Origin of the sequence: Nostoc sp., assembly GCF_036919675.1 — a bacterium.
Lineage (GTDB): Bacteria > Cyanobacteriota > Cyanobacteriia > Cyanobacteriales > Nostocaceae > Nostoc.
Map to the genome: position 1 here is coordinate 252,549 of NZ_JBALCP010000037.1, position 20,628 is coordinate 273,176.

The 20,628-nt window shown below is 41.9% G+C and carries 19 protein-coding genes; 12 read left to right on the forward strand and 7 right to left on the reverse strand.

The genetic code is table 11. From position 1 onward, the window contains the following. Positions 1 to 129: 129 nt before the first annotated feature. On the reverse strand, positions 130 to 1,137 hold the full coding sequence (locus tag V7K49_RS07635) for a DUF2235 domain-containing protein (RefSeq protein WP_335205080.1): 1,008 nt from the start codon (positions 1,135 to 1,137) through the stop codon (positions 130 to 132). A 392-nt stretch (positions 1,138 to 1,529) separates the two neighbouring features. Then, positions 1,530 to 1,889 (reverse strand): hypothetical protein, encoded by a 360-nt coding sequence (locus V7K49_RS07640; protein WP_335205081.1) that lies wholly within the window; start codon positions 1,887 to 1,889, stop codon positions 1,530 to 1,532. Positions 1,890 to 2,303: 414 nt separating this feature from the next. Here V7K49_RS07640 and mtnA point away from each other — a divergent pair, with 414 nt between their 5' ends. From mtnA to V7K49_RS07660, 4 genes are all read left to right on the forward strand, one after another. Further along, entirely contained in the window at positions 2,304 to 3,365 is a 1,062-nt protein-coding gene (gene mtnA, locus V7K49_RS07645; RefSeq protein ID WP_335205082.1) for an S-methyl-5-thioribose-1-phosphate isomerase, read from the forward strand. 591 nt (positions 3,366 to 3,956) lie between these two features. Continuing rightward, positions 3,957 to 4,091: a hypothetical protein gene (locus V7K49_RS07650; protein ID WP_335205083.1), complete on the forward strand. Its 135-nt coding sequence runs from the start codon at positions 3,957 to 3,959 to the stop codon at positions 4,089 to 4,091. Between the two features lie 7 nt (positions 4,092 to 4,098). Further along, positions 4,099 to 6,252 (forward strand): ATP-binding protein, encoded by a 2,154-nt coding sequence (locus V7K49_RS07655; RefSeq protein ID WP_335205084.1) that lies wholly within the window; start codon positions 4,099 to 4,101, stop codon positions 6,250 to 6,252. Positions 6,253 to 6,255: 3 nt separating this feature from the next. After that, a complete protein-coding gene (locus V7K49_RS07660; protein WP_335205085.1) occupies positions 6,256 to 6,891 on the forward strand; it encodes a hypothetical protein in 636 nt (211 codons plus the stop codon). A 458-nt stretch (positions 6,892 to 7,349) separates the two neighbouring features. On the opposite strand, the gene V7K49_RS07665 is transcribed toward V7K49_RS07660, so the two are convergent. Further along, positions 7,350 to 8,771 (reverse strand): NADP-dependent isocitrate dehydrogenase, encoded by a 1,422-nt coding sequence (locus V7K49_RS07665; RefSeq protein WP_335205086.1) that lies wholly within the window; start codon positions 8,769 to 8,771, stop codon positions 7,350 to 7,352. Between the two features lie 274 nt (positions 8,772 to 9,045). On the opposite strand from V7K49_RS07665, the gene V7K49_RS07670 reads away from it, so the two are divergent. From V7K49_RS07670 to V7K49_RS07690, 5 genes are all read left to right on the forward strand, one after another. After that, the gene (locus V7K49_RS07670) at positions 9,046 to 9,774 is read left to right on the forward strand and encodes a GUN4 domain-containing protein (protein WP_335205087.1); all 729 of its coding nucleotides are present in this window, start codon (positions 9,046 to 9,048) and stop codon (positions 9,772 to 9,774) included. A gap of 25 nt (positions 9,775 to 9,799) precedes the next feature. Beyond that, the gene (locus V7K49_RS07675; RefSeq protein ID WP_335205088.1) at positions 9,800 to 9,988 is read left to right on the forward strand and encodes a type II toxin-antitoxin system HicB family antitoxin; all 189 of its coding nucleotides are present in this window, start codon (positions 9,800 to 9,802) and stop codon (positions 9,986 to 9,988) included. A 29-nt stretch (positions 9,989 to 10,017) separates the two neighbouring features. Continuing rightward, positions 10,018 to 10,248, forward strand: coding sequence for a type II toxin-antitoxin system HicA family toxin (locus tag V7K49_RS07680; RefSeq protein WP_335205089.1), 231 nt, complete (start codon positions 10,018 to 10,020; stop codon positions 10,246 to 10,248). Between the two features lie 49 nt (positions 10,249 to 10,297). Beyond that, positions 10,298 to 11,416 carry an ABC transporter ATP-binding protein gene (locus V7K49_RS07685; RefSeq protein WP_334864637.1) on the forward strand — a complete coding sequence of 373 codons (1,119 nt, stop codon included), beginning with the start codon at positions 10,298 to 10,300 and terminating at the stop codon, positions 11,414 to 11,416. 115 nt (positions 11,417 to 11,531) lie between these two features. Beyond that, positions 11,532 to 12,311 carry a superoxide dismutase gene (locus V7K49_RS07690; RefSeq protein ID WP_335205090.1) on the forward strand — a complete coding sequence of 260 codons (780 nt, stop codon included), beginning with the start codon at positions 11,532 to 11,534 and terminating at the stop codon, positions 12,309 to 12,311. 500 nt (positions 12,312 to 12,811) lie between these two features. Here V7K49_RS07690 and rsmG read toward each other — a convergent pair whose 3' ends face one another. Continuing rightward, on the reverse strand, positions 12,812 to 13,549 hold the full coding sequence (gene rsmG, locus V7K49_RS07695; protein WP_335205091.1) for a 16S rRNA (guanine(527)-N(7))-methyltransferase RsmG: 738 nt from the start codon (positions 13,547 to 13,549) through the stop codon (positions 12,812 to 12,814). A 212-nt stretch (positions 13,550 to 13,761) separates the two neighbouring features. Beyond that, positions 13,762 to 14,436 carry an ABC transporter ATP-binding protein gene (locus tag V7K49_RS07700; RefSeq protein ID WP_334864630.1) on the reverse strand — a complete coding sequence of 225 codons (675 nt, stop codon included), beginning with the start codon at positions 14,434 to 14,436 and terminating at the stop codon, positions 13,762 to 13,764. 317 nt (positions 14,437 to 14,753) lie between these two features. Here V7K49_RS07700 and V7K49_RS07705 point away from each other — a divergent pair, with 317 nt between their 5' ends. The 3 genes from V7K49_RS07705 (at position 14,754) to V7K49_RS07715 (ending at position 16,678) form a co-directional block, all read left to right on the forward strand. After that, positions 14,754 to 15,686, forward strand: coding sequence for a Sll0314/Alr1548 family TPR repeat-containing protein (locus V7K49_RS07705; protein ID WP_334864628.1), 933 nt, complete (start codon positions 14,754 to 14,756; stop codon positions 15,684 to 15,686). Between the two features lie 99 nt (positions 15,687 to 15,785). Then, positions 15,786 to 16,238 (forward strand): DUF3531 family protein, encoded by a 453-nt coding sequence (locus tag V7K49_RS07710; protein WP_273762926.1) that lies wholly within the window; start codon positions 15,786 to 15,788, stop codon positions 16,236 to 16,238. A gap of 8 nt (positions 16,239 to 16,246) precedes the next feature. After that, positions 16,247 to 16,678, forward strand: a complete 432-nt coding sequence (locus V7K49_RS07715; protein ID WP_335205092.1) for an NUDIX hydrolase — start codon at positions 16,247 to 16,249, stop codon at positions 16,676 to 16,678. A gap of 386 nt (positions 16,679 to 17,064) precedes the next feature. Here the strand turns inward: V7K49_RS07715 and V7K49_RS07720 are convergent, their stop codons facing one another. Both V7K49_RS07720 and V7K49_RS07725 read right to left on the reverse strand, forming a co-directional pair. Then, on the reverse strand, positions 17,065 to 20,004 hold the full coding sequence (locus V7K49_RS07720) for a glycerol-3-phosphate acyltransferase (RefSeq protein WP_335205093.1): 2,940 nt from the start codon (positions 20,002 to 20,004) through the stop codon (positions 17,065 to 17,067). 176 nt (positions 20,005 to 20,180) lie between these two features. Beyond that, a complete protein-coding gene (locus V7K49_RS07725; RefSeq protein WP_041565237.1) occupies positions 20,181 to 20,321 on the reverse strand; it encodes a hypothetical protein in 141 nt (46 codons plus the stop codon). Positions 20,322 to 20,628 lie beyond the last annotated feature (307 nt).

The window sequence follows — 20,628 nt, forward strand, 5'->3', positions numbered from 1 at the left end:
GCTTACAGACTTAATCGCTTGCTTCTACTTGAAAATAAGGGTTATTTCTGCTGATGGTTTTGGTAAGACTAAAACATCAGTAGGAGCGCTAAAGCAGTAGGCACTCATTGAAACAACATTATTAAGAGATTAATTCAATTTGTCAATAATCTTTTGTAGATTCTTGGGTCGATAATCTTTGCGACTTTTCAAACGGTTGATCGTGCTTTCATGAATATCTTCAATGACATCGCCGACCTCACGAAACTTGATTCCAGCTAATTTAAAGAATCCAACATCGTTCTTAAAGTCACATTCATAATTGGGGTTAATGCCTGTGGGGATTACATTTGGATCTAAGTCAAGCCCCAATCCTAAGACACCGATCGAATCAATCATCCACTGTAAGGCAGCATCTGATAACCCGCTGTATTCTTCGGTTCCACCGCCAACGCAACCATGTCCACCTGGAAACCACTTTTGAATCACCCGCTGCTTTTCAGCATCAGGATGCTTTTTCATGGGAGTAACATCAAAGACTTCACGGATTTCGTCGATCGCCACAGCGTGCAATGCATTCTCAACACATCTGTTTAAAGTAGTATCATGGAATCTGTACCGCTTATTTAGCTGCTCGTTCAACTTGCTGAATGCGGGCATCCCAGGAATCCCAAGGGCACCAACGGTGTCAAAACAACCGATCAAGGTGATGGGGACGCGCTCTCCGTAGTCTTTACGGTATTCTACTGCTGTCTTATCCTTAGGTTTAATACCTCGGTTACGGTAAAGCTCGTAAGCTTCATGTGCTTTGGTGACATGGGGGCGGTCTAGAAGACCGGAGCAATAGATCATGCCAGCTAGACTTCTAACTGTGTAAGCACCGCGACTGAAGCCGAACAGATAGATTTCGTCACCAGTAACATAATTGAGACTAAGAAATCGGTAGCAATCTTCTATATTTCTATCGATTCCTAGTCCGGTAGCTCCCCCTAAAACCTTTTGACTCTCGGTTCCAACGCCCTCGTCATAAAATATGATTTGTGTAACCCCGTCACTGGCGATCGGTTTCACGGATTGAGCTAACTTAACCACATTGCTTGGGTAAGGACTTATTAATTGTTGCCAGGTTCCATCACAGCATATAACAAGACGTTTCATACTTGTATTTCAAAGGCTTTGAGTAATTAAATTAACGATGTTTTTGGTTTTATAACACTTTTTACTAACTAAGTAAAATAAAATTTTATGACAGCGATCGCAGCATCAAGTTAAGATAAATTAAGGTGATCGCACTTGATGTCAAATCCAGACTTCATCAATAATCCCTTTAAAGAAATAATTCCCGAATGAAAACGCTGCCGAAATTTATAGGCAGTTTGTCTATATGGACGCTTTCGCAACTAAATAGCACTTGCTGCACCAGCAGCCAACAACCCTAGCCCAAAATTAGCTTCTGGCACAGACTAGTACCGCAAGGCAAAAGTCAAAATTATTATGGAATAAGCTCTTTAGGACTTTTCTAATGGTCTGCTTATTTCCGCCGTGCTGTACTAGGGTTTAGCCTTATCCAAGAATAACTCTTGGCTGGTAAATGGCAAGTTAGCTAAACTAGGATTTAAGCAAACATTAGTATTCAATGGTTGATTGGGAATAGCAACAGTTTGACCTTGGTTGACCTCCGGTTTTCCATCTGTATTCACCTCTATATGCAGATGTGTTTCTGGACAAAATGATCGCTCACTCAGGTTAATAGCTGCGACCAAATCCCAAGCTGGATTAGGAATCAAGGGGTCATTTCCAGAAATCTTTGTCAGAGCATAGTCCTTGTGATGCCTGAATGCTTTCAAGAGTACCAGTTGCTTTCCATGCTGCTTGATCTGCTCGAGTAAACCCAATTTGGTTAGTTGCATCCAATGGAGTTAGATATATTGGCAATCCTGCGGAAAATACCTTTTGTGCTGCTACTGGATCAATCCAGATGGGCGATCGCAGTTTGGCTAAATGGATAAAGTTAAGCTTATGAACGCAGCGTTTAGCAGAAATTATTTTTATTAAATACTTCAGTAAGGCTATGATGTTTTTGGCAAATCTGTTGTGTAAGTTAAGTATTAGATGCCCATTTACCAAGAGGACAAGGGGATGGCCAGATTTGGAGATTTGGGGAAATTATTTCCCCATCTGCACCAGGGCAAACGCAATGCGGGTTTAATCCAAAAGCACCACTTTTTGGTAGCTCCCATTCAGGTGGAGTCCCAATCCCCATCTGTAAAACTCCCCTTGTTCCCTTGTCCTCAAGTCTCTTTCTTCAATAACTATCTCTTTCTATGAAACCTTCCACAAATCAGATTTATCCCGTTATTTGGCACAACGACTCGGTGTCATTAATTGACCAAACCCGGTTACCAAATGAATATACATTTGTAGAAATTCACCGCAGCGAAGATATGGCGCGGGCGATTCAAACCATGATTGTCCGAGGTGCGCCTGCAATTGGTGTGGCTGCGGCATACGGAATGTATCTTGGTGCAAGGGAAATTGAAACAAGCGATCGCCACGAATTTTTGCAACACTTAGATAAAGTAGCCCAGTTATTGCGTTCTACTCGGCCGACGGCGGTAAATTTATTTTGGGCAATTAGTCGGATGATCAAAGCCGCCTACGAAACGCTGGGAACAGTAGAAGACATCAAGCAAACCCTTTTTCAAATAGCCCAAGCAATCAACGCTGAAGATTTGCAAACCTGTCAAGCGATCGGTGACAATGGTTTGGCAGTCTTGCCCACTACCCCAGAAAAGCTGACGCTACTTACCCACTGTAATGCTGGGGCGCTAGCTACTGCTGGTTATGGCACTGCCTTGGGTGTTGTGCGTTCCGCTTGGAGGGAAGGACGTTTAGAACGTTTATTTGCCGACGAAACCCGTCCCCGTTTGCAAGGCGCAAAACTCACCACTTGGGAATGTGTTGAAGAAGGTATTCCAGTGACATTAATTACTGATAATATGGCAGCTCATTGCATGAAACAGGGTTTGATTCATGCTGTAGTTGTGGGTGCTGATCGAATTGCTGCTAACGGTGACACTGCCAATAAAATTGGTACATATAGTGTAGCGATCGCAGCTAAAGCCCATAATATCCCCTTCTTTGTAGCTGCGCCCCTTTCCACCGTTGATTTTGAATTAGCCGATGGCAGCAAAATTCCCATTGAAGAACGCGATCCAACAGAAATCTATCAAATTGGTGATACTATTCTTACACCTGAAGGTGTAGATTTTTACAACCCAGCTTTTGATGTGACTCCGGCTGAGTTGATTACAGCAATTATTACAGAGAATGGAGCTATCGCACCCGGAGAATTGGTAAAATACCAGCCACAGCTAGTAGCTTAACATCAATCCTGTATGAAGATGCACATAACAAGACCCCCTCTGTAGTCCCACGCCACTTACTACAACTCTCTTGCTCAGAGCATCCATCGCAGTGGCTCCTCTTCTGGGTTCGCGCAGCTGGGAGTACGCTTAGGGAAATGACATTTAGTAAGTGATTAAGGTGACATTATATAAGGGACTGACAAAAAATAAATTATCCAAAATTATTTGTACATTTTTAGGGGATCTTGGCCTTGCGCCCCGGAGATGGGATGTTTTTTTAACTGGAAGTCCCTAACATCAAATATTAATAACCTAAGTTGCGGGTTATCAAATACAAATATAGTATTGAATGCGATCGCAGGCTCCAAAGTTGCATCGGTGACAGATTAAGGTTATTAACCATTTGTCAATAAACAATAATGCTGAAAATTTAGCCAAAATCAGGGCGGGAAACACAATTTTTAAGTCAGCGAACGCGTAATATTTAAACGCATCATCTATTTTTGCGATGAAAAGACAGTATTAGCGTTAATTTAATACATTATATTTGGTTTAATATCAAGGAGAATTACGAATTGACAAAAGCAATATCGTCTTAAACTGTCACGAATGGAGCAACTGATTACCGAATTTGAAGATGGGTCGTCTAAAGCAGTGACTGAAATGATTAGCAGTCAAATTGAGCAACAGCGTAAAGCTTACAACCAAAGTTTAAAAGCTCTAACCGTAGCAATGGGTTTATAGGATGGACATGGAAAACTACAAGCTTATCTCGCTTAAAGTCAAAGGATTTCGAGGGTTTCCAGACCGCGCTGGCGAGAGAGAATTTCTTTTTGATAACTCCTGCACTCTGTTGTTGGGCATCCAAGGTGGAGCTAAGAGCAGTACACTCAACGCAATCGAATGGTGTTTGTTTGGAGATAAAGTTGCCAATAAGTCTGCTACAAAGATTGATGAGCGCAAGGATTGGCTAGTCAAAAATAAAACATCAAGCGAAGCAACTGTCGAAGTTACCTTTGAGCGAGACGACGGGGAATTGCTCAAAGTATATCGTTGCGATCGTAAGCGAAGGGGAAAACCATCATTCTATTATCAAACCAATGATGGAACTCTTCATGAAGATGAAAACCGTTTGGCGGTGTTACTTGGTGTCGAATTAAGTGACTATATGAGTTGTATTTATCTTCATCAAGAGGTGATAAATGCATTACTTGTCCAAGAACCCAAAGAACGGCGTAATGCCCTTGACAGACTCATGGGATTAACGAATTGGCGTAATCTTGTCGAAGGAATTAAAAATGCTAAAGCCACCGATGAATTCAAGAAATTTGAGCAGGATTCTGCCCAAATTAAGAACAAAATAGAAACTGCAAAAAACATTAAGCAAAGAGACTTAGCTACTGCTGAAGACGAGGCAATGACCCATGACATTGCAGAAAAAGAACTAACACTAAACGGGGCAAAGTCCCGTTGTCAAACTGTTGTCGAAACAATGCAGCGGTTTGCTAATGACTATAGTTTGTTGTTGCCAATGCTGCCTAAATATCAGACCAATGAAGACTTAGAACAGTTTTTCAAATCAGGCAAGCAAGCTATTAAAAAGCTACGCAATGAGCAGCCAGACGTTGAAAGGCAGAAAGCCTTGCTCAGTCAGGAAAATGAACTAACTCGTTTGAAAGTTAGTTTCGATGGCAAGCGGAATGCTGAAAAGCAACAAGATGAGCAGATTCAGAAATTTAAAGATAAACACGGAACTCTCTCATCTGTATTAGCTAAGAAAAACCAAATTGAGAACGAACACCTACCAGTAGCCAGGGAAGGGCTTTACACAATCAACAACAAGGCAGGGGTGATTCGGGAGACACTGAAGTTTTTGGATTCTGGACAAGATACCGAGCCGCACTGTCCGGTTTGTTCTAATAAAATTACTCCTAGTCAGCTTCGGCAGCAAATAGAAGCATGGCAAAAAGAAATGCAATCACAGATAAAGCCGTTTGAAACAGAAATAAGCAGACTTGAAACAGAATTATCAGCCTTGTCGGGAGTTATCAAAAAATTCGAGCATTTCCAACGCGACTTAGAAGACAAACGTCAAGATATTCGAGATGCAAAAAAGGCTATTGCAGTAGCTTTGGAAACAGAAATTTCCGAGGAGGCAGATCCTTTGGTTTTACTCGAGCAAGCAATTACTGAGGTGAGTAAAGATTTAGCAGAGATTCTACAAGCTATTGAGCAAGGAAATCATCGGATTGATATCATTGAAGAACAACTAGAAGATATCAAACGAATTACCAATATACTCCAGCGGCGGCAAGAAGTTGAAAAGCTATTTGAGATTCAAAACAGCCCTGAACATAAGCAATTTGAATCCGAACGCGATAAATTATCTTCTCTTTGCGACTCTGTAGTGACAATTGGGGAAGCTATTGAAGATGTACTCCGAATTTCTGCCAAAGAGAAAATAGAATCCACAAAAAATCTCATCTCCAACATTTATCGCCAATTAGCTGTCCGCACTGATTATCCAGATATTAAAATAGATTCGGACAAGTATGAAGTGATGGCAGTTGGAAAGGGAGAGACTGAAATTGCCTTGCGGATTTTAAATAAAGGGGACATTAACTGTGCAGCATTGAGTATATTCCTGGGATTAGCAACCTCTAACAATTTAACTCACAATATCAGCTTCATGGTTTTAGATGATCCATCTCAAAACCTTGATCCAGAACATAAAGAAAGGCTGGCTGGTGTCTTGAATGACGTACTGAAAAACAAGCAATTAATCATAGCTACATCCGAAGATGATTTTGCTACTCACTTTAATAACAACTTAACCAAGCCGAAAAAAGTCTATCGACTAGAAGGTTGGACTGAAGATGCTGGTCCCTCCATCAGAGTAGAGTAGGAAATGGATGTAGATACTTACGATGCCCTGAAGAAGATTTCGCTATACTTGAATACCAAATCTAAAAAAGATAATGGATTTGGAAAGGCTTGCCAGATTTTATTGGCTATCACTTTCTGTCGATTGGGGTTTAAAGTAGAAAATTATTTTTCTCAGGGTGTAGACATAGACATTTGGAATCACTCACAGTATCCTAATTTCTCTGTTGAAGTAAAAACAACAATTAAAGGTACTGTACAGCTTGGTGAGAAGGATGTGCAAGGATTGAAAAAAAAAGAGGATGAAGGATATAAAACAGCATTCGCAGTCTTGCTAATAGATTCGCTATCCGGGTGGCTGATAGTAAACGCTAAAGGAATAAAATATGGCAATATTCCTCTTACTAGGTTGAACAATCAAACGCGAATATTACCTGATTTGCAGAAAGAGGTTAATCAGGTATTCCCCAAAGTCATTGCTGATTATGAAATCGAAATACTGAGAAGGGTTTCAGACGACATTTTAATGTATTTGGATAAAAATTTGGAGAAGGAGAAAAGAAACGCGGCATTGAGAGATGAAGAAGCTGAAGAAGATGAAAAAGTTGATTTAACGAAAAATCAGTTTATTAGATCGGACAATGCTTCTCAATTTCTCTAAAAATTCCGATTTTTTGTCAGTTGTTAATAACATATTTTTTAGGTTAAATGCGGTATACCACCTAACGCAGATTTTGTCAATTTGACAATTGAGGTACTAGCTAAAGATAATAATGGTGTAAATGTTACAAAGTGTGGCTTTAATACTAAATTAGTTACAAGAATTCAATCTCTAGCCAAATATTTACACGATGATTGAAACTAAAATCTTACACCAGTCCTAACAACCGCCTCAGAATGAATTCTGAAGCTAATAGCTAAAGTCTTCTAAAGATGACTGAGCAAAAGTTTGAGTTCACTTGAGTGGGCTAAGGAGCTAATTGAACATGAGTTCGACGAACCTCTCCCTGTCTTGAACTAAAGTTCAAGTCTGTCCCTCTCGCCCGTCGGAGAGGGAAAGGTTTTGCACAGTAAAACCTCTTAGAGGTCTTTTTATTCGACTCATTAACTCTAGTAAACTTAACCAAAATGCTGAATAATTGCCTCGGCAAATTCAGAACATTTTAAGGGTTCAACTGGCGGTTCTAGCAATCGGGCTAAATCGTAAGTGACTTGACTACTCGCGATCGCATCGCTTAAACCTTTCTTAACTAGGTCTGCGGCTTCTTGCCAACCCAGAAACTCCAGCATCATCACACCAGACAAAATCACTGAACCAGGATTAATCCGATCTAAGCCAGCGTGTTTAGGTGCAGTGCCGTGGGTAGCTTCAAATATGGCACTAGCATCACCAATATTTGCCCCTGGACCCATTCCCAATCCCCCAACAATGGCGGCAGCGGCATCAGACAAGTAATCGCCGTTTAAGTTCATTGTCGCCAAAATCGAATACTCATCCGGTCTAGTTTGGATTTGTTGAAAAATACTGTCAGCAATCCGGTCATTCACCAAAATTTTATCTTTCCATTTGCCATCGCCGTGGGTTGCCCAAATTGTGTTAAGAACAGTTTCAACTTCCTTGACAACTTGCGCTTTCTTATCTGGAGTGAGAGCATCAAACCCAGGCTCAATCTGGTGGGCGTTTTCTTCCAAGGAAATATTGGGGTTATTTTCCTTGTTACTCAAAATCCAAGATTCCTGTTCAGTGACAGTTTCTTGGCGAAATTCGCTGGTTGCTAGTTCATAACCCCAATCGCGGAATGCGCCTTCGGTGTACTTCATGATGTTGCCTTTATGCACCAAAGTCACCTGTTGCTTGTGTTTGGGCAATAGCAAGGCGTGTTTGATCGCACGTCTGACTAGGCGCTGAGAACCAGTTTTGCTGATGGGTTTGATACCAATACCAGAATCAAGAGGAATTCGTTTTTTCCCATGTTCTGGGGTGGCGGGGATCAGTTCTTCATTGAGAATCTTAATTAAGCGATCGCCAATTTCGCTACCTTGTCGCCACTCAATGCCTAAATAAATATCTTCCGTATTCTCTCGATAAACAATTACATCCAGCTTTTCAGGATTTTTGTGCGGTGAGGGCGTACCTGCATAGTAACGGCAAGGACGCACGCAGGCATACAAGTCAAAAATTTGCCGCAGCGCCACATTTAAAGAACGAATTCCCCCCCCAATGGGAGTAGTCAAAGGCCCCTTAATAGCTACACCATATTCTTCAATAGCCGTGAGAGTGTCTTGAGGTAAATATTGATAAGTACCGTATAAATCGCAAGCTTCGTCCCCAGCGTAAACCTTGAACCAACTAATTTGACGCTGACCCTTATATGCTTTGGCTACCGCAGCATCTAGCACTTTTTGGGTAGCAGGCCAGATGTCTATACCTGTACCATCGCCTCGAATAAAGGGGATAATTGGATTGTCAGGTACGATTGGCTCACCATTTTTGAAGGTGATTTTTGCTCCGGTTGCGGGGGGGGTAATCTTGTCGTACATAGTTCACACACTCCTAATCGATACGCTGCTAGTTAAAAAAACCTTATCTGGCAGGCTTGTATATTTTGCTGTATCTTTTGTTTACCAAGCCATAAGGCGCAGATTTTCCCCCTATTCCCCTTGTACATTATTTGGGGATTAAGTGTGGGATTCAGTGAAGCGATCGCAATTTTGTACGATCAAAAATAGTAAACTACTTTTCGCTATCAGTGCTTCGCCTTAAAGAAGCCTAATAGCTTACCACTTTTTCACTGACCGCTAAAACGAGAATGGCATGACAGACCCAATGATTTTATCAGGCCCTGCTAATGACATCGATTCCCTGCGACGACCATTAATCACTGGGTCTGAAAAAGTCCAACAACAGATAATCCCACAGTTAGCTGAGTTGGGTAATGAGGGATTAGACGTGTTGATGGAATTTTTACTGAAACGACGTGAGAACCCAGCGACTTGGGTTGATGGCAAAGCTTACCAAGTCCTCTATAACTCTGATGCACCTCAAGCTAAAGAATTTTTGCGCTCCTGTTTTCCTGAGGGAATTGTACCTCTAAAATCAGAGTGCGGCATTAATTATAATTCTTTGCAACAACAACTGGCTGTTCAAGACTTCCAAGCTGCCGATCGCGTGACTATAGAGAAAATGTGTGAACTATCAGGGCCAACAGCTGTACAACGAAAATGGTTGTATTTTAGTGAGGTAGAAAATTCCTCCGCTGTTGACTTGCAAACTATTAACAACCTATGGTTAGTCCACTCCGAAGGTAAATTTGGCTTTTCAGTGCAGCGAGAAATCTGGTTGAGTTTGGGTAAAAATTGGGAGAATTTCTGGCCTAAAATTGGCTGGAAAGAAGGTAACAGTTGGACGCGTTACCCTAACGAGTTTACCTGGGATTTGAGTGCGCCTAGAGGTCATTTACCCCTCTCTAATCAACTTCGGGGGGTACGAGTCTTTGCTTCTTTACTCTCTCACCCTGCCTGGTCGAAGAATCCAGAAAAATGATTTTGAGCCTACGTACAAATAGATTATGATAAATCCCACCAAACGAGAATTCTACGTCATCATTGAACGAGATGAAGATGGCTACTATGTCGGAGAAGTCCCTCAGCTAAAAGCCTGTTACAGTCAGGGAGAAACAATTGATGAGTTGATGGCTAATATGAAAGAAGTAATTGAACTTTGTTTAGAAACAAAAAGCGATGAAGAAATACCATAATTTATAGGTATTCAAAAGGTAGTAATTTAATGCCAAAACTACCAGTTTTAACAGGTAAAACAGTTATTAACGCCCTTGAGAAAATAGGATTTCAGGCGGTGCGTCAAAAAGGATCTCATGTACAAATGGAACATGAGAATGGACGCCTAGTAACTATTCCTGTTCATGCTGGTAAAACAATAGGTAAAGGATTACTACGCAAAATACTACGCGATGCTGAACTGACGAAAGAAGAATTTATCGCATTGCTGGAATCATAGAGTTAGGAAGTTTTCTACCAATTCCAAACCCACTATCTCAAATTGGATAATGGCAAACGTTCGTCTAGAAGAAATTAAACGTAGATTTAATAATGTCACCGCTATTGAGGATATTACCTTTGAAATTCCTGATGGTGAGTTTTGGGTTTTAGTTGGGCCATCGGGTTGTGGTAAGTCTACAATTTTGCGAACGATCGCTGGTTTAGAAACCGCTACATCTGGTAAACTCTTTATTGGCGATCGCTTGGTAAATAATATCCCAGCCAGACAACGGGATGTGGCGATGGTATTTCAGAACTACGCTCTCTATCCTCACATGAGTGTGGCGCAAAACATCGGCTTTGGCTTGGAGATGCGGAAAGTTGACCGGAAAATCATTCAAGAACGGGTGATGAATGTGGCGCGATCGCTTTCTCTGGAGCACCTGCTGGATCGTAAACCCAAACAACTTTCTGGGGGACAGCAACAACGGGTAGCATTAGGGAGAGCGATCGCTCGTGAACCACAAGTGTTTTTACTTGATGAACCTTTATCTAATTTAGATGCCCAATTGCGCGATGATACAAGGGCAGAATTGAAACAGCTACATCAAGAATTAGGCATTACAACAATCTACGTCACCCACGATCAAGTTGAAGCGATGACTTTGGCTGATAAAATTGTCGTGCTAAATCGAGGGCGAATTCAACAAATCGGCGATCCCCAAACTATTTATGCAAATCCTGCTAATCAGATGGTGGCAAGTTTTTTAGGCAGTCCACCAATGAATATTTTGCCTGCAATCTATGAAAATAACGATTTTGATGTGAGTGGGCAGTTATTAGCGATTCCAGCAGTTGTGAAAGAGAAATTACAGTCGCGTCAAGGACACAGTTTTGATTTGGGGATTCGTCCAGAGCATATAAAAATTAATACTGACTCAGAACGGGCTGAACGCCCCGCTACCGCTAACAAAACTCAAAACTCAGGACAGTTATCAGTAGAAGTTAAAGTGGTGGAACCTTTGGGAAGGGAAACTTTGATTCGTGCTGGTTTACCTGGTTCGGCGGTGGTGTTGAATATTCAGGTGGGTGGGGATGTGCGTCCGCGTCCAGGCGATCGCCTTTCTCTACAACTCGATTTAAATCAATTGTTTGTGTTTGATCCCAAAACTGGGGACAGAATTTGATAAATAGTTTTTTAAGCTGTCAAAAAATAATCGCCAATTCCCAATTTTTTGTAGCCATAATCTAAGAAAATAAAAACTGCAATAAAGACTTAATGGATTAGCTGCAAAAACTTATATGACTATTAATCGACGCCATTTCTTGTTTTTACTCACAGCAGGTGCGGGTGCTTTTGCATTAGATGCTTGTGCATTGGCAGAGAAATCTCCTGAAGCAAAGACTGCAATACCAAATACAACACCAAATACAACACCAAATGTAACACTAAATACAACAGGAGCTATCCAAGTACCACCTTTAGCTTACGCCTACGAAGCGCTGGAACCACACATCGATGCCAAAACGATGCAATTTCACCACGATAAACACCACGCAACTTATGTGAAAAACCTGAATGCGGCCTTAGACAAACACCCAGAACTCAAAGGTAAAACTGTTGAAGAACTGTTGCAGAAACTTGACAATGTACCACAAGATATTCGCAAAACAGTACGCAATAATGGCGGTGGTCATGTGAACCACTCAATGTTCTGGAAAATTATGAAGCCGAAAGGTGGGGGAGAGCCAACAGGAAATATAGCCTCCGCGATTAATCAAAATTTTGGCTCTTTTGCAGCTTTCAAAAAACAGTTTAACGAAGCTGGTGCTGGTCGTTTTGGTAGTGGTTGGGTTTGGCTAGTGCATAACAAAGGTGGCAAGTTGGAAGTGACAACTACAGCTAACCAAGATAGTCCTTTAAGTGCAGGTAAATATCCCATCCTGGGTAATGACGTATGGGAACATGCATATTATCTAAATTACCAGAATCGCCGTGCCGATTATTTAGATGCTTGGTGGAACGTGGTTAATTGGGATGAGATTAACAATCGGTTTGCAGCAGCAAGTAAATTTGCCTGAAACCAGACAATAATTTAGAGTTCTAGGGGCTTAAAAGCTGGCAACAAAAACAACATTTTGCTGCCAGTTTTTTATGTGATGCCAAATGTGTAAAGGATAGATTGTTTCACCAAAAAGTGTAATACCAATTAACAAAAACCTTGATACATATAGATTTATCGTAGGGGCACGACAATGCCCATGCATGTCAACTTAAGGTAAAACTCCTTTAAAACATCTCGTTTCTAGCCTCTGGCTGGAAATGTACCTCATTAAAAGCTAGACTACCTCTATTTTTGGCGGAGGTGTTATTTAATAATGGCGACCGAGTAATGGCACTTGGTATATTCTTAGGAATTAGGATTAATATTTTGTCTGCTTAATTTCCTCCAAACAATATCTTTACCAACCCTGCTCTGACAAAGTTTGATTTTTGCTCACCTCCCTCTTGCGGGGAGGAATCATTTTATGTGGCTAATTCATCCTTTCACTCAGCAACGCCCTCTTTCTCGCACTCCCACTCAAAGCGGTTTTTGAGAAGGTACACCTACAGCACGGGGAAAATTAGCTGGTGTGTTTGCTACCTTTCGCACATAAAGGCAATGACGGATGCTATCACTTAGAGGAGTGGTAAATTTTTCAATTAATTCAATCACGCCACCTAGCTGGTTAACAGCATTTTGCAAAACTGTGGTTTCTTCCTCTGTCCAATTACCACGATAAATTACGGCTAAACCACTTTGTTTGAGTAATGGTAGAGCATATTCTGCACAAACAGAAGCTGTGCCAACAGCGCGGATTAGGGCAATATCGTAAGCTTGTCGGTGTTGGGGTTGCTGACCGATTTCTTCACTCCTACCAACGAGAGTTTTGGTATTGGTCAAGGCAAGTTCAGTTAATATTTTTTCGATGAAAGTAATTTTTTTCTGGATTGAATCCATTAGAGTAATTTGGCAATTAGGCGCAGTAATTATCACTGGAATACCTGGAAAACCCGCACCCGTGCCAATATCAATTACAAACGCACCTTTTTGAAGAGACGGGATAAATTGCCCCTGTGGCGCAATTCCTCGCAGAGAATCCCACAGATGTTTTTCCCAAAACTCCTGGGGATCGGTGATGCGAGTTAAATTTAGTTGGCGGTTACCTTCTAGGATTAACTCATAAAGCCTTTGGAATTGCGCTTGCTGTTGGGTTGTTGGTTCCCAATTAAGAGTTTGCTGCCAAATTTCTGCCATCTCAGGCAATAAGTAAGTCATTAGTTAGGAGTTAGGGACTGACAAAAAATAAATTATCCAAAATTATTTGTACATTTGTAGGAGATCTTGGCCAAGATCCCCTACGTTCGCGGAGCGTCCCGCAGGGATGGGATGTTTTTTTAACTGGAAGTCCCTTAGGAGTTAAAAGTTATTTTCTTTATCTACCCATCTCCTGATCTCCCTTATCTTTGTCATTTTCCCCTGCTTTCCTTTCATACTGCTGGTAGGGGTTCTTTTACTTTGCCTTCCAGTGTCTTTGGGTCTACTGATTGTAGTTCACCGTGGTTGAGTGTCCAGCAACGGTCTGCGATCGCTAACAGATCCCCAGCATCGTGTGTCACTACTAACAGTGTCCAATCTTGTTTCAGTTTCGCTAATAAACTTACAAGTTGCCGACGCATTGACCAATCTAACCCAGCTGTGGGTTCATCCAATAACAGTAAATTTGGCTGGCGAATCAATTGCACTGCCAAAGCTAAACGTCGTTGCTGACCACCACTTAAGGCATGAGGGGCAGCGGAAAGCGATAAATGTTCTAATCCCACCTCACTCAGCGCCTGTCTAACTCGTTCTGACCCTAACTCAGGATGTCCTAAACGCAATTCTTCTAAAATCGAACCACCGCAAAAGTGCCGCTCTGGAAACTGAAATACCAACCCGGCCAATTGTTGTAGCTGTTCGGCTATCAGTTCTTGTTCCCGCCAGAAGAGTGCGCCAGTAGTGGGTTCGGCTAGTCCTGACAAAATTTCTAGTAAAGTACTTTTTCCCGAACCACTCGGGCCAATAATCAGACCTAGCTGCTGGGGTGCTAATTCCAAGTTGATCGATTTGAGAATCGCTGTTGGGCACGCTGTCGGGTGATAAATTAGATTTCGGAGATAGAGCATTTGTTAAAATTACCAAAAAGTCAGCAAATTACTGATTAGCTACACTGAGAGCATCTGGAAAATTCTGGAAAAATTTCTAGCGCATTACCCGGATTAACACCTTAATTTAGCAGCAAGAATAATCCATTTTTTCTCCATTGTGGCAGACTCACCCTTAAACAATGGTTACAACAAGCCTGGGAACATGGAAAAATTACCAAAGTCAACCTTTATATAAAAAAATTTTGGTTGAAGCAGAGGCAAGTTAAAACTAACCATTTTTTGCATTCTAAGTAACACATACAACTATTTCAACCGCAATTCTTCTGAGGGTTAAAATGACTAAAAGGTTTTCTTCGCCTCGATTAGTAGTGTTTGCTAGAGTCACTACCTTTGCTCAGACTGCTTTTGGCGCTGCGATCGCACTTAATCTATGGGTAAATCCCTCCCTGGCTGGCGATCCATTTCGCAATCGCGAACCTCATCAAATTGGCGACCAAACAGAAGCAGCTTTTAAAGCGATTTTCCAACAGGGCAACTATCCAGCGGCAGAGCGTTATCTGCAACAAGCACTATCCAAAGAGCCAAATGAACCTCTTGCTTATGCCATGAATGCATCTTTAGCATACGGAAATAAGGATTGGGCTAAACTAGACACCTACAGTCAGAAAACTCTAGAAACTGGACAAAAACTGATTCCAAGCGATCCATTGCGTGGTAATTTATACACTGCTGTTGGTTATTTTTTAGAGGGTGCAGTAGTTATCACCCGTGAGGGTACAGTCAACGGTGTGCCGCAAGCCTTTAGTCGGTTACGGCAAGTTTATGAATATTTAGACAAAGCTGAAGCAATTTCTGCCAATGATCCAGAACTGAGTTTAATCAAGGGTTATATGGATTTACTGTTGGCGGTTAATTTGCCTTTTGCTAGCCCAGATCAGGCAATTGGACGCTTAGAACAAAATGCTGCTCCTGGGTATCTCGTGGATCGGGGTATTGCTCTTGCTTACCGGGATTTAAAACGGTATCCCCAAGCCTTAGAGTATGTCAACCGGGCGATCAAAACCACATCTGATAATCCAGAAATTTATTATCTCAAAGCCCAAATCCTGAAACAACTGGGGCAAAAAGAAAAAAGCCAGCAGATGATCCAGGAAGCGATCGCTAATTTTGACAAAGCATTGACTAAAAAATCCCAACTCCCAGGCGATTTAGTCAAACAAATTGAGCGTGAACGCACTAGTGCTGTTAGCCTGAAGAATGCTGGGTAATTGGGCATTGGGTGCAGAGGAGAAGAATTTTTCCCCTATTCCCTATTGTCTACTTTGATATGCTTATTTCCAGAAGAGTAATTGAGATATTAGACCAAAATGGAGATTCAGTTCCGCGAAATTAATCCTTTTGATATGTGGATTTGGCTGAAATTCAGCACAAATCCTTCTGGGCGTGAAAAGCAATATGTAGAAGAAGTTTTCAATTCCTGGTTTTATCTGGGTAAATTGGGTGCATTTAATGCCGAGAATCTCCAGGTGCAGGACACTGGACTTGATATCAGCTACATGAATTATGATGCCCAAGGGTATGACAAAAGCCTGCTCGCACTGATGCACAACATCGGTGAGTTTGAATATGAGGGTCAATGGGGACGTTGTTGGTTTGACTTAGGAACCAGTGATGCGATCGCCCTGGATATTTTAATCAACGCCCTCACACAGCTAAGTGAGGAATATGTCACTATTGAAGAATTATACATTGGTGGCGAAAATTCAGATTGGCCGGTTGAGGATAGCGAAAGTCGTCCTCAGTCTATTTATGATAATTAGTGACAAAAATGAATAAAGCAGGCGAAATTCGGGTAATAGCTTTGGGGCTAATTCGGGATGGCGAACGCATATTTCTTTCTGAAGGCTACGATCCCGTAAAGCAAGAAACATTTTATCGGGCTTTGGGCGGTGGGGTTGAATTTGGCGAAACCAGCTATGACGCTTTACAACGGGAGTTTCAAGAGGAAATTCAAGCAGACTTAACGAATATTAATTATTTAGGTTGTATAGAGAACCTGTTTACATTTAATGGTAGGCAAGGTCATGAAATTATTCAGCTTTATCAATGTGACTTTGCTAATTCAAAATTTTATCAACTGGAAAGTTTAGTTTTTTCAGAATCAAAAAATCATAAACATAGGGCATTATGGATAGATATCTCTCGCTTTAAATCTGGGGAATTCAAATTAGTACCTCAGGTATTTTTTGAATATTTATAAATCATCTGGAAATTTCAATGGTAGATGCGACGCCAAATAGCCCGCCGCAGGCATCGTTCCAATAAAGGCTAATCCGCGTTAATTCTGCTTTAGATTTGGGAGCATTCCAAATAATTGGTCATTGCAGAACGCAGTCAAGCAAAGCAATCACAAAGACTCAGAGATTGCAACATTTGTGCAACTCTTAGAGACGCTCCGCGTTAAGCGAATCTATGCCGTTGGCGCAGCCTCTCTAAGAGTTGGCTTTACGCTCCATTCGCAATGACAATTGGGCATTTTTATTACTTGGATTACTCTGAGATAAAACTTACGCACACTCTACGATTCTTCTGGCAATTCAATAAATTAAGCTTTTTGGCGATTTTTGCGTAAGTCATATGCGAGTGTCAATTGGGTCTTAAATCGTTAGATAATTCTACAATACCCCTAGACCCATCAATCCTTACCCGTTGACCATCTTGCAGGAGCCATGTAGCACCTCGAACATCCATTACAGCGGGAATCCCATATTCCCGAGCAACAATCGCACCGTGAGAAAGGCGTCCCCCAACTTCGGCAATTAATCCTCCAGCCCTTAATAACAAAGGTGCCCAGCCGGAATCTGTGTAAGGCACTACCAGAATCGTATCTCGGTCAATCTCCGGCACGTCTTGTAAATTTCGCAACACCTTCACCCTGCCTTCAGCTTGGCCCTGACTCGCTCCAATACCTTGTAAGATTTGGTCAGAGTAGAGTGCAGAGGGAGCTAAGGGGTGAGGGGGTGTATTGCCATAGACTAAAAGGGGTACTTGAATGATCTCACTATCTTGGACGAATTGCGATCGCCTCAATTCCACTAACTCATCCAACTGCTCAATTAACCTGAAATCTTCACCCACAACTAGACGCCGCACTTCATCAAAGTCTAGAAAAAAGATATCTCCTGTTTTATTAAGTAAGCCTGACTTTAACCAAATCTTCTCTAAAGCTACAAAACTCCAACGCAATTCAGCCAAAATCCGTGAATAAACTTCGGTAACTCGTCCTTTGATATCTACACGCCGTTGTATAAAAGAGCGTTTGCGTTTACCAGCAAAAATGCTATTAATCGCGTCTTTAGCGCCTGATTGTGGTTCGTTACCCTGCATTAACTGCACAAACATCTGCTTAATCATCTGGGGATTCTCCCGCCAAGTGGGAACGGAAATATCAGTTCCCACTTCGCTTAAATAGCCATAATCCTGAAGCAATTCGTCAAATTCTTGCAGGATCTTCTCTCCCTCTAGAGTTTGCTTTAATTGCTCAAATACTTGCTGTGGTTCAAACTCAAGCAATATCTGCTTGGCATCTGTAGCTATTGCACTCAGCGATCGCAATGCCGCTACCTCTGGGGTAACGCTGTTATCAATTTGCCCATCCTTCACCCGAAAAATCGCCTGCCGCAGAGCAGCACTTAAGGGAGCTAAAATGCTGTAATACGTCCCTTGGCGCAGCAATTCCAGAATAAAGTCAATTCTTATTAGCAGCTTGGATGGTTCCAAGTTATCTATATCTTCCTGCGCCAACTGCGACAACCCAGGAATAAACCGTTTTTGATAATCCCGCTTGAAGTCCTTTTCTAAATTTAATTCCCGCTTTAGCAACTTCCCTAGTCCGGGCAAATTTTCCCAAGTTGACTCCCAAGACGGTTTACTGAATTTAGCTCCTCTGGTTAAAAATTCCAAACTTTCTGACGGCAGTCCCATGCGGAGAAAAATATCTCCTAAGAGGGATGCATTAAAGTAGACTCTGGAATAATGCAGAGTTGCTGTTTGGGTGAAATCTAACCCCAAGGCGCGTTCGGTTTTGCGGTTGCCGTTGGCAAAGCCTCTGGAAGAGAAGCTATTGCTCAAAACTAAAGTAAAAAGGTCTCCCCAAACTCCACAAGTTAATGGACGATTAATCGACCATGTTAAAGGGTGAATTACTCCCGGAATCACTTCGGCGGCGATTTTACGTGTCCAGATGGGTAGGAGAGTGGTGATCGGTCGAGATTGCAACACCCAGAGTGTTTGACCGTCGTAACTCCACTCTATATCTTGAGGAGTGCCATGATAACGTTTTTCGAGTCGGTAAGCTAAATATGCAACTTGCTTGATTAATGCTTGTGGGACTCGTCCTTGGCCCTCTAATTGCACAGAAGAGGAATTTTCTGTCTCAAGGACAAAAGCGCGATATTGTTCAGGTGTGACTTTTCCCGAAACGACTTGCGTCGCGCTTCCTGGAAGGGCTTCAATGATAATCGCATCACCTTGCTGAGTAATGGGATCGCGGCTAAAAGCTACGCCAGAATATATACTCTGGACTTGTTGTTGAATCAGCACTGCCATTGCTGTGTCATTCAAGCCGCGATCGCGCCGATATTGCACGGCAGATGGCTGATTGTAAGAAGCTTGAACTTGGGCGATCGCTGACTGCAATGCCTGGGGGCTGGTAACATTTAAAACTGTTTCATACTGCCCAGCGGCGGAAGCCTGTTCTGAATCTTCTCCAATCGCAGAAGAACGCACTACCAAAGGAGATAATTCTGATGGCTGGAGAAACTCTGTCAACAGTTGAGGATCGTCAATCGGGGCCAGTACCCACCCTTTCGGGACTGGATAGCCCCAGCGCTTAATTTGAGATAATGTAGCCGCTTTTTCTCCGACTATGGCAGCATCCAACTCTTCATCTAGAGAAACCATCACGCGATCGCCGCGTAAAAATTCCAACATCGCTTGCGATTCTGTTTGTGCATCTTGGGCTGGCAGGTTCAGATCATCAGGAATTTTTTTATAAATCCAGCCCATTAAACCAGCTAAGGCTACAGCAGCAATTATTCTGGGGATATCGCTAATGTGCAAAAGTGCCACAAACAGAGGAAACAGAAGCAAAACCCCAAATTTGACTACCCGTCTCGATTGCAGAATTGTAAAGCTAATGAGTGCAAAGAAAGATACAAATATTGCCACCAGTGGATCATGTACGACAAATCCCCAGACTACATTTGTCGTACCTGCGCCTCTGCCTACCCAGTATCTACCTATTACCAGAGCGATCAGGGCAATCAATTCCCAAGGCGATCCCTCTGGGAAGAAAACGCGGGTGAGTAAGACTGCTGCAACTCCTTTAAAAGCTTCTGACAAGACTGCCAGAATTCCTACAAACTTACCGCCGTGATAAAACGCAGCTGATACACTAATGTTTCCTGTACCAACTTGTGATAACTGCTTGTGCGTAAGCGCGTAAGTGATCCATCCAATCAGGGGTAATCCGCCCAAGAGGGGGCAGGCAATTAAAATAACTAAGATACCCCAAGGTTCAAACATTCTGGATTTTGGATTTTAGATTTAAATTTTCCATCTAAAACCTCAAATCTCAAATCTAAAGTTTTTCTGAAATTTTTGATGGTTAATAGGGCGTTTTTATTTACTAGTTACTTAACGGACACTTGGCTACGACGGAAACCGTTTAAGACAAGTGTCCTTCTAGACTACTAATGGTTTTAGTTTAGCGCATAGGCAGCTTGCAGCGCCCAGATTATCAGAGCAGCGATCGATCCCAGAAGCAACACGGTAGAGATAGTGACTACTTTTGGGGAATCTGCACCCTCAAATTTCATAATTCCTCGATTTAAGTCAGACACCGCTTTGTAATCCTCTTTTGTTGGAGCATGAGATATTTGTCCGTTTTGATTGTAGTCCTTCTATTTGCGGATGATGTTAAATTCCTAATATTATTTTGTTTAAGCTTGACAATTTTTCCATCACCATAATTACTTATTTCTTTAGAGGTATTAGTCTTATTTTTACAATGATCGGGTATGGGGAAGAAGCAGAGGAGCAGAGGGGAAGGCCGAAAATGCTAGGGATTTTGTAATTAAATTACAAGAACAAGCAGAAAAGCAGAGGGGAAGGCTGAAAATGCTAAGGATTTTGTAATTAAATTACAAG